The organism is Promicromonospora sp. NPDC019610 (genome assembly GCF_044389365.1).
Taxonomy (GTDB): Bacteria; Actinomycetota; Actinomycetes; order Actinomycetales; family Cellulomonadaceae; genus Promicromonospora.
In genome coordinates this window covers 971,656-984,818 of record NZ_JBIRXX010000002.1, presented here as the reverse complement: position 1 = coordinate 984,818, position 13,163 = coordinate 971,656, and the positions used below count along the sequence as shown (strand labels likewise).

Below are 13,163 nucleotides of genomic sequence, written 5' to 3'. Positions count from 1 at the left end.
GCCGACCACCTATCACCAGGGGAATACCGTGACCGCGACCGCCTCCGGGGCCACCGCAGCACCACCCGACGTACCCACGTCCACGCCCGCCCTCGTCGCCTGCGACGTCGACGGGACCCTTGTCCGTGCCGGCCGCCGGGCCACCCCCGCCGTGGTCGAGGCGCTCGCCGCCGTGCGCGCCGCGGGGCACCACCTGGTGATCGCGACCGGCCGGTCGCTGTCGGGCGCGGTGCAGGTGGTGCGGCAGCTCGGCGTCCGTGACGGCTGGGTGGTCGCGGCGAACGGGGCCGTGACGGCGCGCCTGGACCCCGACGGCTACTCGGTGGTCGAGGTGCGGACCGTGGCGGCCGAGCCCGTGGTCCGGCTCGTCACGCGCATCCGGCCCGACCTCCGGCTCGCCGCCGAGGTGGTCGGCACCGGCTACCGCGTCACCAAGCGGTTCCCCGAGCGGCAGCTCCACGGGCACCAGGAGGTGGTGCGCCGGGTCGAGGACCTCTGGGCACGGCCGACGCCGCGCCTGGTCGTGTACGGGCAGTGGGCCCAGCGCCTCGCCCCCGCGCTGCGGGCGTCGGGGGTCACCGCGATCCCCGCCCGCGTCGACTGGGTGGACGTCACGGCCGCCGGCGTCAGCACGGCGATCGCGCTCGAGAACATCCGCGTGGAGCTCGGCGTCGCGCCGTCGCGGACCCTGGCGGTCGGCGACGGGGAGAACGACCTGGGCATGTTCGCCTGGGCGGCCGTCTCGATCGCCATGGGGCACGCGCCCGCCACCGTCCGCGCCGCCGCCCACCGCGTCACGGGCACCGTGGAGCAGGACGGCGCGGCGTCCGCCCTGCGCGACGCGCTCCTGCTGTCGACGGCCTGACCTGCCCGAACGGCGGCCCCGCCCGGACGGCGACCGATTGAACCACAACGTTAGGCCCTCTACCATCAGGCCAGCAGCCCGGCACGGAAGCCGGTCCGGGGCGGTCAGGGGAGTCGGGGGCACAGTGCCAGTCGCAGCGCTCAGCAGCGGGGATCCGCGCGAGGTGGGTCCGTACGTGATCGAGGGGCGCCTCGGCGCGGGCGGCATGGGGAGCGTGTACCTGGGCCGCCCGCGGACCGGGCGGCCCGTGGCGGTCAAGGTCGTCCACCCCGACCTGGCGGGCGACGCCGAGTTCCGCACGCGGTTCCGGCGCGAGGTCGCCGCGGCGCGGCGGGTCGGCGGGTTCTGGGCGGCCCAGGTGGTCGACGCCGACCCCGACGGCGAGCGCCCGTGGATGGCCACCGCCTACGTGGCAGGCCCCTCGCTGCAGGACGCCGTGGACCAGGAGGGCGCGCTGCCCCTGTCGGTGGTCCGCATCCTGGGCGCCACGCTGGCCGAGGGGCTGAGCGCGATCCACGACCAGGGCCTGGTGCACCGGGACCTCAAGCCCTCCAACATCCTGCTGGCCGACGACGGCCCCCGGGTCGTGGACTTCGGCATCGCGCTGGAGCGGGACGCGACCAGCCTGACCCGCCAGGGCTCGATCGGCACGGCGCCCTACATGTCGCCGGAGCAGGTGCGGGGCCTCGACGTGACCCCTGCGTCCGACGTCTTCGCCCTGGGCTCGGTGCTGGGCTTCGCCTGCACGGGCCGCAGCCCGTTCGGCGGCGGCGCGGCCGAGGACGTCGCCCGGCGCGTGGCGCACGACGAGCCCGACCTGACCGGTGTGCCGTCGGGCATCCGCGACCTGGTGCGGTCCTGCCTCGCGAAGGAGCCGGAGGAGCGCCCCGCGCTGTCCGACGTCGTGGACCGGCTCGCCACGGGCACGAACGGCTGGGAGCTGCCCGCCGGCGTGGTCGCGATGATCGCCGAACGCAGCGCCGAGGTGGGCGGGGCCGAGGCCGGCGTGGTGTCGGTCTCCCGGCACGACCCGGCGGCCACCGAGCGCGTCGGCGACCCGGGCACGCGGCGCGGGGACGTACTGGTCGACGGCAGGTCGGCCGCTGCCGGCGACGCGCCGGCGGTCGCACCCGGCGCCGCGCCCGAACGGCCCTGGTGGCGGACGTCGGCGGCCCGATGGGCCGGGATCGGCGTGGCGGCCGTGGCCGTCGGCACGGTCGCCGCCGTCGCCGTCGCGGGCGTGCTGACCCCCGACCGCGGGACGCCGGAGGCCGCGGCGTCGCCGTCGGTCGGCAACATGCAGCTCACCGTGCCGGACGAGACGCACGAGGTCACGCTCGAGGTGACGGCCACGGGGAAGGACGCGACCACCACGGAGGTGGGCGCGCGCTACGACGGGCGCCTCGGTCCGGCCGGCCTCGGGGACTCGTTCCGCAGCGCCGAGGACATCATGGAGATGGACCCCGCCAAGATGTACACCGAGATCGAGCTTCCGTGGAGCAGGACGATCACCGCCAGGGGGGCGGTCGACGGCGCGAACATCACGCTGTCCGCCGAGGCCGGCTGGCGGGACCGGACCGCGATGCTGACCGGTGGCACGGACATCGCGGTCTCCTGCCGCATCCTGATCGACGGCGAGGTGGTCGTCGAGGAGGCGGGCCAGGTCAACGTGGGCTGCATGCTGCTGCCCCCGGAGCTCCAGGCGCAGATGGACAAGATGCGCGAGGACGGCGAGAAGCTGGCCCGGGAGCAGACCGAGGAGCAGCAGGAGCGGCTGGGCGACCTGCCCGAGCCCGGCACCCCGGAGTTCCAGGAGTACCTGGACAACCTGCTGGAGAAGGCCGGCCAGACCCAGGACGGCAACGGTTGATGCCCCGCGCCGCACGGCCGACCGAGGTGCGCCCGTGATCGAGGCACTCCGGGCGGACGACCCCGCCCAGGCGGGCCCGTACCGCCTCCTGGGCCGGCTCGCCGCGGGCGGCATGGGCCAGGTGTACGTGGGCCGCTCGCGCGGCGGGCGCGTCGTCGCGGTCAAGGTGATCCACCCGGGCCTGGCCGCGGGTGACGAGTTCCGCGTCCGGTTCGCCCGGGAGGTCGAGGCCGCCCGGGCGGTCGGCGGCTACCACACGGCCGAGGTGGTCGACGCAGACGCGTACGCCGACCGGCCGTGGATGGCCACCGCCTACGTGCCCGGCCCGTCGCTGCACGAGGTGGTGCAGCGCGGCGGCGTGCTCGACGTCGAGGCGGTCCGGGCGCTCGGCGCGGGCCTGGTGGGCGGCCTGGAGGCGATCCACGCCGCGGGCCTGGTGCACCGGGACCTCAAGCCCGCCAACGTGCTCCTGACGGCCGACGGCCCGCGCGTCATCGACTTCGGCATCGCGCGCGCCGTCGACGCGACGTCGGTGACGACGTCCGGCGACGTGCTCGGCACCGCCGCCTACATGTCACCCGAGCAGGTGCGCGGACGGGAGGCCGAGCCGCCGTCCGACGTGTTCGCCCTGGGGTGCGTGCTCCACTTCGCGGCCACGGGGCGCTCGCCGTTCGGCGGCGGCCCCACCGAGGCGGTCGTCTACCGCGTGGTGCACGAGGACGTCGACCTCGGCGCGGTGCCCGAGGAGCTGCGCGAGCTGATCGCGGCCTGCCTCGTCAAGGACGCGGCCGCCCGCCCGACGACGGCGCAGGTGCTCGACAGGCTCCGGCCCGCGTCCGGGGTGGTGGTGCCGTGGCGGTTGCCGGCCGGCGTCGGCCCGCTGGTCGCCGAGCGCGCCCAGGAGCTCAAGGACCTCCAGGCGCGGGACCTGCCCGCGGTCACCGAGGTGGTGCGGGCACCGGCCCCGGAGGGTGTCGAGGGCGCCGTCGACGAGCGCGACCGCACGGACCCGGGCACGCGGGCGGGGGCCCGCGGCGTCCTCGCCCCCGGGCGCGGCGCGGGCCGGCCGTGGCGGTGGTGGGCGCTCGCGGCCGCCGGGACCGTCGCGGTGGCCGGCGGCGCGTGGTGGTTCGCGGCACAGGGCGGCGCGCCCGACGGCGCCGTGGCGAGCGGCGTCTACAGCCTGACCGGCGAGCACCTGGGCACCGGACCCGTGGACGCGCCCCACACCGTGGAGCTGGAGATCGTGACGCCCCGGGCGGGCGAGGTGCTCACCGTGACCTACGACGCGACCGTCGTCACCTCGGACGGCGAGGGCACCCAGCAGGGGCAGCAGGGCAACCGCGACGGCTTCACGGTCGTGACGCCGTGGACCGGGACCATCCCCGTCGAGTCGCAGCTCCAGTCCCTGACCGTCGCCGCGGAGGGCGACGGCGTGGACGACATCACCTGCCGGATCGCACTGGACGGTGAGCCCGCCGCCGAGGCGACCGACTCCCGCCGCGTGGCGTGCGGGGTGCCCGTCGACATGTCGACCATCCTGGACGGGCTCTTCTGACCGAGCCGTTCCACCGAGAGGACACCGATCATGGAGCTGGAACCGCTGGCCGACCGCGACCCCCGCGAGCTGGGGCCCTACCACCTGCGGGGCCGCCTCCGGGTCGGCCGGCTGGGCACCGTCTACCTCGGCCGGTCGGCCGACGGGCTGTTCGCCGAGGTGACCGTGGTCGGCGAGCAGATCGCGTGGGACCCGCAGGTGCTCGCCCTCCTGACCGAGGGGGCCGACGACGCGCGACGGCTCCGCGCCGCCCACGTGCAGCGCGTCCGTGACGCCGACCTGGCCGCGCGCAGACCGTGGATCGCCGCCGACTTCCTCCCCGGGCCCTCGCTGCGCGAGGCCGTCGAGGCGCACGGCCCGCTCCCGCCCGCCGCCGTGCGGAGCCTCGCGGCGGCGCTCGCGGACGCCCTGGCCGCCGTCCACGGCTCGGGTCAGGTGCACCGCGGGGTCGACCCGTCCACGGTGGTCCTCACCGCGGGCGGCCCGGTGGTGACCGGGCTGGGTCTCGCGCGGGCGCTGGAGGCCGTCACGGTCACGCTCCCGCGCCTCGTGCCGGACGCCGTCGCCTACCTGGCCCCGGAGGTGGCGCGCGGCCTCGAGCCCGGGACGCCCGCCGACGTCTTCGGCCTGGGTGCGGTGCTCACGTACGCCGCGACGGGGCGCGGGCCGTTCGGCTCCGGCGCCTCCGGGGAGCTGGCGCGCCGCGTGCGGGACGACGAGCCCGACCTCGCGGGCCTGCCCGACGACCTGGTCGAGCCGGTGACCGCCGCCGTCCGCGCCCACCCCGGGGAGCGGCCCACCCTCGCGGCGCTGCGCCGGCGGCTGGCCGCCGGACCTGCGGGTTCGTGGGTGCTGCCCGCCGGGCTGACCGGCGAGCTCGCGCAGTGGGCGGTGCTCGGCCGGGGCCGGTCTGCGCCGCTGGCGCCCGCGATTCCCGCGGAGCCGACGGCGCGGGTCGCGCCGCTGGCGGGGCCCGGGCCGAGCGGGTCCGCGACGGGCGTGGCCGGGGCGCCGGACGCGACGGAGCAGCTCGACACGGCGCGGCTGGACCCGACCGGGACGGCGGCGCTGACGAAGCAGCTCGACACGGCGCGGCTGGATGTCCCGGCCGGCGACTCCGGCGCCACGGCCGCCGGCTCTGGCGCGGCCGGCCCCGCCGGGGTTGATCCTGCCGGCGTCGGTCCCGCCGCTGCTGGTCCCGCCGCTTCCGGTCCCGCCGGCGTCGGCGCCCCGGGGCAGCCCGTGTCGATCGTGCCTCGGGGTGCCCAGGAAGTCCGCTCGGGATCGGACGCGGGCCAGGACGCCGGCGCCGGTGCGGGACCTCGCTCCCGGGCGTCCCTGGCGGTCATGATCACCGTCGGCGTGGCCGTGGCCGCCCTGGTGTTCGCGGCGGTGACGCTCCTGCTGTAGCGCTGGGCGCCGAGACCCCCAGGGCTATGCGGTGCCGTAGCGGGCGACGGTCGTCGCCACGGCCTCGTCCACGGCGTTCTCGATCTGGGCCCGCGTCGGGTCCCAGCCCACCACCATGAGCCTCGGCCAGAACACGTAGCTGCCGATCATGCCCAGGAAGTTCGCCGCGGCCATGAGCGTGTCGTCGACGCGCGCCGCCCCGGCGTCGTGCTCGGCCTGGAGGTACTGCTGGACCACCCGGAAGAACGGCATCTTCCCGGTCTCGAACTGGGTGTCGGCGATCTGCGGGAACCGCGGCATCTCGGCGATCACCATGCGGTACAGCCCCACCATCTCGGGCCGGGACATGAGGGCGGCGTAGCGGCGGCCGTACACCCGCAGGCCGCGCGCGAGGTCGCCGGGCTCCGGCGTCGTGCGGTCGGCGTCGGCCGCCTCCCACTGCTGCGTCACCACCGCCTCGAACAGGCTCGCCTTGGTGGGGAACTGCTTGAAGAGCGTGGCCTTGGAGACCTCGGCGTCCTGCGCCACCCGGGCCAGGGACGCGCCCGCGTAGCCGTGCGCCATGAACAGGCGGGTGGCGGCGTCGATGATCGCCGTCCGCTTCTGCTCCGCGAGCTGCTGGTGGTAGACGCCCGTGCCTGTGGCCATGCGCCCATCATGCCGGAACCTGCGAGGTGAGTCGCTTGACTCACAACCCCGCCGCGTCGTAGCGTCTCCCATGTTCCGAGTCGAGCGACTCGGAACCTGACGAGAGGACGACGTCGTGCGGCGATTCGAGAACAAGACGGTCCTGGTCACGGGTGCGGGCCGGGGCATGGGCGTGAGCCACGTGCGCGCCTTCCACGCCGAGGGCGCCGACGTCGTGATCGGGGACCGGGACCTCGAGCGCGGGACCCGCCTGGCCGCGGAGCTGGGGGAGCGGGCCCTGGCGGTCACCCTGGACGTGCGTGAGGAGCGGCAGTGGGCCGACGCCGTGGCGGCGGCCGAGGACCGCTTCGGGCCGGTGTCGGTGCTGGTGAACAACGCCGGCGTGCCGCAGGCGGCGGCGACGGTGGAGCACACGGAGCCCGCCGACTGGCAGAGGCTGCTGGACATCAACGTGACCGGGCAGTTCCTCGGGATCCGCGCCGTCGCGCCGTCGATGCGTCGTGGCGGAGGCGGCTCGATCGTGAACATCGCCTCGTCCATGGCGAATACCGCCACGCCCTACTTCGCGGCCTACACCGCGAGCAAGTGGGCGCTGCGCGGCCTGACCCGGACGGCGGCGATGGAGCTGGGCCGTGACGGGATCCGCGTGAACTCGGTGCACCCCGGTGCGGTCGCGACCGGGTTCATCACGGAGCCGGCGGCGCCCGGTGCCGCGCCCATCGCGGACGCCTACACGCCTGAGCCGTTCGCGATCCCGCGCGTCGGCCAGCCCGAGGACGTGACCCGGCTGACGCTGTTCGTGGCGTCCGGGGACGCCGCCTACGCCACCGGGTCGGAGTTCGTGGTGGACGGCGGCCTGCTGCTCGGCCCGGCGCTGCGGTACGACGCGCCGGACGCCGCGGGGCGCGAGAGCGAGGCGGCCTGATGGACGCCGCCGTGCGCCGGGCGGTCGAGATCACGCCGGCCGCGACGACCCGGCAGCGGATCGTCGACGTCACGACGACGGGCCGGCGGACCGGCCTGCCCCGGCGGATCGAGATCTTCTTCTACCACGTGGCCGGCCGCACGTACCTGTGCAGCGGCACGGTCGACCGGCCGAGCTGGTACGTGAACCTGGTGGCGGAGCCCGCCTTCACGTTCCACCTCAAGCACGGCGTGCGGGCGGACCTGCGGGCGACCGCCCGGCCCGTCACCGAGGACGCGGAGCGGCGCGCGGTGCTCACCGAGATCGTCGCCGACCTCAACCAGCCGGCCAACCCCGGCCACCTGCCGCAGCCGGTGGACCTGGAGGACTGGGTGCGCCGGTGCCGCCTGGTCGAGGTGAGCTTTCCCGACTGAACCGCGGCTCGGTGCACAAACCGCTGATCTCGGACGCCGCTCCGGCTCGCCGTGCCCGCGTCGCACTCGTGGGTCAGGATGTCGGCATGGCGCACGCTCCCTTGCACGGCTCGGCGGGCCCTGCCGCGCCGAAGACCACGTTCTTCCTGGTCATGATCCTGGTCTCGGCGCTCCTGGCGACGCTGGCCGGGCTGTGGCTGCTGTGGCCGAACGCCGGGGACGTGCCCGATCGGGTGCCGAACCGGGCCGAGGGCACGTCCTTCGTGGACGTCACGATCGCAGGCCCCGCCGACCCGTCCACGGGGAGCATTCCCGTGGAGCTCGCCGACGGCGGCGCGTCCCGGATGCAGTCGCCGGGCCCGTCGGTCCCGCTCGCCGAGGGCGACCGGATCACCGCGGTGGACATCTCCGGGGTCGCGCAGCCCGGCGTCGACCCGCTCGTGTTCATGGACTTCCAGCGCGAGCTGCCGATCGCGCTGCTCGCCGTCGTCTACGCGCTGGTGGTGCTGCTCGTGGCGCGGTGGCGCGGGCTGGCGGCGATGGCCGGTCTGGGGATCGCGTTCCTGGTGCTCCTCGGGTTCACGATGCCGGCCCTGCTCGCGGGCCAGAACGCGTTCGGCGTGGCGCTGGTGACGTCGTCGCTGATCATGTTCGTCACCCTGTACCTGGCGCACGGCTTGTCGGCGCGGACGTCGACGGCGTTGCTGGGCACGCTGGTGGGCCTCGCGCTGACGGCGGGGATCGCCGCCTGGGCGTCGGGCGCCGCGCAGATCACCGGTACCTCCGACGAGGCCTCGGCCTTCCTGCCGTCCAGCGCGCCCCTCGCCGACCTGCGCGGGATCGCACTGTGCGGCATCGTCCTGGCCGGCCTCGGCGTGCTGAACGACGTGACCATCACGCAGGCCTCCGCGGTCTGGGAGCTGCGCGCCGTCGCGCCGGCGGCGTCCCGGGCCGAGCTGTTCACGAGCGCGATGCGGATCGGGCGGGACCACATCGCCTCGACCGTCTACACGATCGCCTTCGCCTACGTGGGCGCCGCCCTGCCGTTGCTCATGATCGTCTGGCTCGTGGACCAGTCACCGCTCACGGCCCTGACCTCGGGCGAGATCGCCGAGGAGGTGGTGCGCACCCTCGTGGGCTCGATCGGCCTCGTGCTCGCCATCCCCGTGACCACCGCGATCGCCACCCTCACCGTCCCGGGGCCGACGACGGACCTCGCGGGCGGCGCCGGGTTCGAACCGTCGTCGGACCCGGAGCTGATGGCGCCCGTGTCGGAGGCGTGGGCCACGCAGGCCCGGGCGTCGGAGTCCTGACCTGCGGAGTCCTGACCTGCGGAGTCCTGACCTGCGGAGTCCTGACCTGCGGAGTCCTGGACCGTGGGGTCCTGGGCTGCCGAGTCCCGAACCGCGATGTCGGACACGGCGGGCAGACTGTACCTGAGGGAGAGGACGCACGATGCGCGCAGTGGTGTACGACGAGTTCGGCGGGCCCGAGGTGCTGCACCTCGGCGAGGTCCCGGAGCCGGAGGCCGGGCCGGGGCAGGTCCGGGTCCGGGTCGAGGCGGTGGGCCTCAACGCGTTCGACGGCAAGGTCCGTTCGGGGGCCATGGAGTCCGCGTTCCGCACGCGCCTCCCGGCGGTGCCGGGGCTGGAGGTCGCGGGCGTCGTCGACCAGGTGGGGGCGGACGTCGCCGGGGTCGCCCCGGGCGACCGGGTCACCGGGTGGACGAGCCGGGGCGCCGCGGAGCTCGCCCTCCTGAGACGCTGGGCTCGGGTGCCCGACGGGCTCGCCGTCACGCAGGCCGCAGCGCTCCCCGTGGTGGGCGAGGCCGCCCGGCGGTCGCTGCGGATCCTCGGCCCACAGCCGGGGGAGACCCTGCTGGTGCACGGCGCGAGCGGCGGCATCGGCGGGCTGGTGACCCAGCTCGCCGTCGCAGCCGGCGTGCGCGTGATCGGCACGGCGTCGCCTGCCAACCAGGGCCGGGTCGCGGCGTACGGGGCGACGCCCACGACGTACGGCGCCGGGCTCGTCGAGCGGGTCCGCGCGCTGACGCCCGTCGTCGACGCCGTGCTCGACACCTCCGGTGCGGGCGTGCTTCCCGACAGCATCGAGCTGCGGGGCGGCACCGACCGTGTGCTGACCCTCACCGACCCGGCGGCCCACGGGCTGGGCGTGGAGTTCAGCGAGCGCGCCGAACCGTCGGCCGCCGAGCTCGCCGACCTGATCGACCGCGTGCTGCGCGGCGAGGTGTCCGTGCCGGTCGCGCACGTGCTGCCGCTGGCAGAGGCGGCGCGGGGGCAGGGTCTGGTCGACGGCGGGCACTCCGGCGGCAAGGTCGTGCTCGTGCCCTGATCAGGTGGCTCCCCGTAGTGACCGATACGGTAGTTTGGGTCACTACGGAGGTGCGCATGCCCAGACCGACCATCCCGGACCGCCGGGAAACACTGCTCGACGTCGCCGAACGGCTCGTGCTCGATCGCGGCTTCGACGCGATGTCGATGCAGTCGGTTGCGGAGGCCGCCGGCGTGAGCAAGGGCGGCGTCTACCGCGAGTTCGCGGGCAAGCACGAGCTGCTCGACGCCGTCCTGCTGCGCTCGACCGCCCGGCTCGGCGAGCGGGTGGACGCGCTGACGGCGCACCTGCCGCATCCGGTCCCGCTGAGCGCGCTCTACCGCGCCGGGGTCGAGGCGCTGCTGGCGGACCCGCTGATGTCCGCGGCGTTCCTCGACGACCGGGCGGTGCTCGGCGAGCACGTCCGCGCCGTCGATCCCGAGCGGTACCGCGCCCGGTTCCGGTGGATCACGGCGCACCTCGAGGAACTGCGCGCCGCCGGGCGCGTGCGCCCTGACGTCGACCCCGAGGCGGTCTCGCTCGCGCTGTCGAGCGTCACGATCGGGCTGCTCTCCGCCTCGGCGCTGATCGGGCCGTTGACGGCGGACCAGCTCCGGGCGGCGCTCGGCGTGGTCGAGGGACTGGTGCGCGAGGGGATCGACATCGGTCCGGGCGAGGTGGACGCCGCCGGCGTCGGCCCGGACGAGGCGGGCGCTGGCGAGGCGGACGCTGGCGAGCCGGACGCTGGCGGGGCGGGCGCTGGAGAGGCGCGTGCCTGCGTCGTCGGCCCGGCGGAGGGGACCGGGCCATGACGACCGCGACCACCGCCTTCGACGACGTCCGCGACCTCACCGTGGCGGGCGGACCCGTGCGCCTCTACACGAGCGGCCGCCCCGACGCGCCGCCGGTCCTGCTGCTGCACGGCGCGATGCTGGACACGGCGGAGCTGGACTGGATGCACGTGGCGCCGGCGCTCGCGGAACACTTCCGGGTCCTGGCGATCGACCTGCCGCGGCACGGCGGCAGCCGACCCTGGGCAGGGCCCGTGGACCAGCCGCTGCTCCAGAGGGTCGTGATCGGGCTGCTCGACCAGCTCGGCATCGGGCGGACGGCGCTCGTCGGGCTGTCGATGGGCGGCGGCGTGTCGATCGGCACGGCGCTCGACCACCCGGACCGGGTCAGCGCCGCGGTCCTCCTGGCACCGGGCGGGCTGGGCGCGCGGCGTCCGGCACAGCTCGTCACGTGGCTGTCCACGCGCACGCCCGGTCTGCTCCGCGCGACCACGGCGTGGCTGGCGCGGAGCCCGCGCGCGGTGCGCCGTTCGCTCGTCGACAACCTGCAGCACGGCGCGAATACGCCGGGCTTCGAACGGGCGGTCGAGCTCGCACAGCGCGAGGCCGAACAGAAGGACCGGCACCGCGAGCCGGCCCTCGACGACTGGCAGGTGCTCTCGTTCGGGCCGTTCGCGATGCGCACCGACTTTCTCCCGGCGCTGCACCGGCTGTCGGTGCCGACGCTCTGGGTGCGCGGCTCGGAGGACCCGCTGGTGCTCCGGCCCGAGCTCGACTCCGCGGTCGCCGCCACGCCCGGCGCGCGGTCGGCGGTGCTGCCCGGAGCCGGCCACCTCTCCACGCTGGACCAGCCGGACCGAGTGGTGGCGCTGGTCCGGGAGTTCCTCCAGGAGCACGCCGGGAGTCCCGACCCGGACCGGCGTTGACCGGGGCGACGTTGAGCGGGGCGGCGTTGAGCGGGGTGGCGCCGAGCGGGGTGGCGTTGAGCGGGGTGGCGCCGAGCGGGGTGGCGCCGACCGGACGGCCGCTGAGCGCGGCTGGGCCGAGCGCGGCCGCGTCGAGCGGGGTGGGGTCCGAGCGGGGTGGGGTCGAGCAGGGCGGCGTCGAGCGCGGGTGGGCTGAGCGGGGCTGCACCGAGTTGGGGCTGGGCCGAGTGGCGCGGCGCCGACCGTTGCCGCGCTGAGCGAGGCTCCGCCGAGTGGGCGTGCGAGGTGCGCTTCTACCCCGCGATTGGGCCCGAAAACGGGCCTGTTTCGGGCCCAATCGCGGGGTAGAAGCGCACTTTGCCGGGGCGGTGGCGGGGGTGCGGCGGGGTGGATCGGGTCGGGGCACCGTCGAGCCGATCGGGCGGGGTGCAGGCCACGGGGGTGCGGATGGGGCATGCCGCGGCGGCGCGGTCCGGTTGGGCCGGTCCGGGTGGGCCGGTCCGGTCGGGGTGGGGGCGGCCGGCGTGGGGCGGGGTCGGTCAGCGGGTCGCCTCGTGGATCAGCGATTCGATCTCCGCCGTCAGCAGGTCGCCGCCGTCGAGCCCCATCGTGTCGAAACCGCCGACCAGCTCCAGCGACACCAGCCCGTGCACGCGGTACCAGGTGGACAGCGCCAGCCGCAGCGCGCCGGGTGCGGTCTCCGGCGGGGCGCCGAGCGTCCGGCCCCACCGGGACAGCTCCGCGTCGAGACCTTGCCGCGCACCGGAACCTTGCCCCGCACCGGGATCTCGCCCCGCGCCAGGTTCGTCGCCGTCGCTGCCCCCGGCGTCCCGCACGAGCTCCTGGAGGGCCGTGACCAGGGCGAGCATGCTCGCGGTGATCGGGCCGACGTGCTCCAGCGGGTCCACGGCCTCGCGCCGGCTGCCCGTGAAGAGCATCGCGTAGCGCCGCGGGTGCTCCAGCGCCCAGCGCCGCCACGCGTGCGCGATCGCTGCGACCCGCTCCGGGGCCGGGCGGTCCGACGCCGCGCGTGCGGTGTCCTCCACCGCGGTGCCGAGGTCGGTGTACCCGGCCAGGACCAGGGCGTCGAGCAGCGCGTCGCGGGAGGCGAAGTAGTGGTACAGCGCGGGCGGCGTCATGCCCATCGCCTTGCTGACCGACGCGATCGACAGGCCGTGCGCCCCGCCCGAGTCGACGAGGTCCAGCGCCCGCTCCACGATCTCGTCGACCGTCTGCCGCCGCAGGCGCTCGCGGCGGGTCAGGGTCCGCGGCGGTGCGGGCCGGGCGTCGACGTCGTCCACGGGCATGCCGCGAGCCTAGTGCCAACTCCTGGAGCCGATGCCCGGGGCGCGGGGGTACGGTCCGGTGGCTCGGGAGACCGCCGTGGCCGGCGGCCGGACCCGATCTGCGACGCAACCCGTGCTCG

The 13,163-nt window shown here is 75.9% G+C and carries 12 protein-coding genes; 10 read left to right on the top strand and 2 right to left on the bottom strand.

Annotation, left to right across the window (positions count from 1 at the left end; all coding sequences use genetic code 11):
• Window positions 1–28 precede the first annotated feature (28 nt).
• The 4 genes from ACH45N_RS16100 to ACH45N_RS16085 all read left to right on the top strand — a co-directional run bounded on the left by ACH45N_RS16100 (window position 29) and on the right by ACH45N_RS16085 (window position 5,703).
• Window positions 29–865, top strand: coding sequence for an HAD family hydrolase (locus tag ACH45N_RS16100; RefSeq protein ID WP_397395578.1), 837 nt, complete (start codon window positions 29–31; stop codon window positions 863–865).
• Between the two features lie 124 nt (window positions 866–989).
• The gene (locus ACH45N_RS16095; RefSeq protein ID WP_397395576.1) at window positions 990–2,735 is read left to right on the top strand and encodes a serine/threonine-protein kinase; all 1,746 of its coding nucleotides are present in this window, start codon (window positions 990–992) and stop codon (window positions 2,733–2,735) included.
• Between the two features lie 34 nt (window positions 2,736–2,769).
• Window positions 2,770–4,293 carry a serine/threonine-protein kinase gene (locus tag ACH45N_RS16090; protein WP_397395574.1) on the top strand — a complete coding sequence of 508 codons (1,524 nt, stop codon included), beginning with the start codon at window positions 2,770–2,772 and terminating at the stop codon, window positions 4,291–4,293.
• 30 nt (window positions 4,294–4,323) lie between these two features.
• Window positions 4,324–5,703 (top strand): serine/threonine protein kinase, encoded by a 1,380-nt coding sequence (locus ACH45N_RS16085; RefSeq protein ID WP_397395572.1) that lies wholly within the window; start codon window positions 4,324–4,326, stop codon window positions 5,701–5,703.
• 24 nt (window positions 5,704–5,727) lie between these two features.
• Here ACH45N_RS16085 and ACH45N_RS16080 read toward each other — a convergent pair whose 3' ends face one another.
• Complete coding sequence (locus ACH45N_RS16080; protein ID WP_397395570.1) at window positions 5,728–6,351, bottom strand: TetR/AcrR family transcriptional regulator; 624 nt, start codon at window positions 6,349–6,351, stop codon at window positions 5,728–5,730.
• A gap of 115 nt (window positions 6,352–6,466) precedes the next feature.
• On the opposite strand from ACH45N_RS16080, the gene ACH45N_RS16075 reads away from it, so the two are divergent.
• The 6 genes from ACH45N_RS16075 to ACH45N_RS16050 all read left to right on the top strand — a co-directional run bounded on the left by ACH45N_RS16075 (window position 6,467) and on the right by ACH45N_RS16050 (window position 11,737).
• Window positions 6,467–7,276: an SDR family NAD(P)-dependent oxidoreductase gene (locus ACH45N_RS16075; RefSeq protein ID WP_397395568.1), complete on the top strand. Its 810-nt coding sequence runs from the start codon at window positions 6,467–6,469 to the stop codon at window positions 7,274–7,276.
• Window positions 7,276–7,689: a nitroreductase/quinone reductase family protein gene (locus ACH45N_RS16070; RefSeq protein WP_397395566.1), complete on the top strand. Its 414-nt coding sequence runs from the start codon at window positions 7,276–7,278 to the stop codon at window positions 7,687–7,689. The genes ACH45N_RS16075 and ACH45N_RS16070 overlap by 1 nt, the downstream gene beginning before the upstream one ends.
• 86 nt (window positions 7,690–7,775) lie before the next feature.
• Window positions 7,776–9,002, top strand: a complete 1,227-nt coding sequence (locus ACH45N_RS16065; protein ID WP_397395564.1) for a YibE/F family protein — start codon at window positions 7,776–7,778, stop codon at window positions 9,000–9,002.
• 142 nt (window positions 9,003–9,144) lie between these two features.
• The gene (locus tag ACH45N_RS16060; protein ID WP_397395562.1) at window positions 9,145–10,041 is read left to right on the top strand and encodes an NADP-dependent oxidoreductase; all 897 of its coding nucleotides are present in this window, start codon (window positions 9,145–9,147) and stop codon (window positions 10,039–10,041) included.
• A 56-nt stretch (window positions 10,042–10,097) separates the two neighbouring features.
• The gene (locus ACH45N_RS16055; RefSeq protein ID WP_397395560.1) at window positions 10,098–10,832 is read left to right on the top strand and encodes a TetR/AcrR family transcriptional regulator; all 735 of its coding nucleotides are present in this window, start codon (window positions 10,098–10,100) and stop codon (window positions 10,830–10,832) included.
• Window positions 10,829–11,737 (top strand): alpha/beta fold hydrolase, encoded by a 909-nt coding sequence (locus ACH45N_RS16050; protein ID WP_397395558.1) that lies wholly within the window; start codon window positions 10,829–10,831, stop codon window positions 11,735–11,737. The genes ACH45N_RS16055 and ACH45N_RS16050 overlap by 4 nt, the downstream gene beginning before the upstream one ends.
• A 539-nt stretch (window positions 11,738–12,276) precedes the next feature.
• Here the strand turns inward: ACH45N_RS16050 and ACH45N_RS16045 are convergent.
• Complete coding sequence (locus ACH45N_RS16045; protein WP_397395556.1) at window positions 12,277–13,044, bottom strand: TetR/AcrR family transcriptional regulator; 768 nt, start codon at window positions 13,042–13,044, stop codon at window positions 12,277–12,279.
• Window positions 13,045–13,163 lie beyond the last annotated feature (119 nt).

Coding starts and splice junctions, on each gene's coding strand:
- ACH45N_RS16080 (WP_397395570.1), bottom strand. CDS start 6,351: ATGGCCACAGGCACGGGCGTCTACCACCAGCAGCTCGCGGAGCAGAAG.
- ACH45N_RS16045 (WP_397395556.1), bottom strand. CDS start 13,044: ATGCCCGTGGACGACGTCGACGCCCGGCCCGCACCGCCGCGGACCCTG.
- ACH45N_RS16060 (WP_397395562.1), top strand. CDS start 9,145: ATGCGCGCAGTGGTGTACGACGAGTTCGGCGGGCCCGAGGTGCTGCAC.
- ACH45N_RS16065 (WP_397395564.1), top strand. CDS start 7,776: ATGGCGCACGCTCCCTTGCACGGCTCGGCGGGCCCTGCCGCGCCGAAG.
- ACH45N_RS16085 (WP_397395572.1), top strand. CDS start 4,324: ATGGAGCTGGAACCGCTGGCCGACCGCGACCCCCGCGAGCTGGGGCCC.
- ACH45N_RS16070 (WP_397395566.1), top strand. CDS start 7,276: ATGGACGCCGCCGTGCGCCGGGCGGTCGAGATCACGCCGGCCGCGACG.
- ACH45N_RS16055 (WP_397395560.1), top strand. CDS start 10,098: ATGCCCAGACCGACCATCCCGGACCGCCGGGAAACACTGCTCGACGTC.
- ACH45N_RS16050 (WP_397395558.1), top strand. CDS start 10,829: ATGACGACCGCGACCACCGCCTTCGACGACGTCCGCGACCTCACCGTG.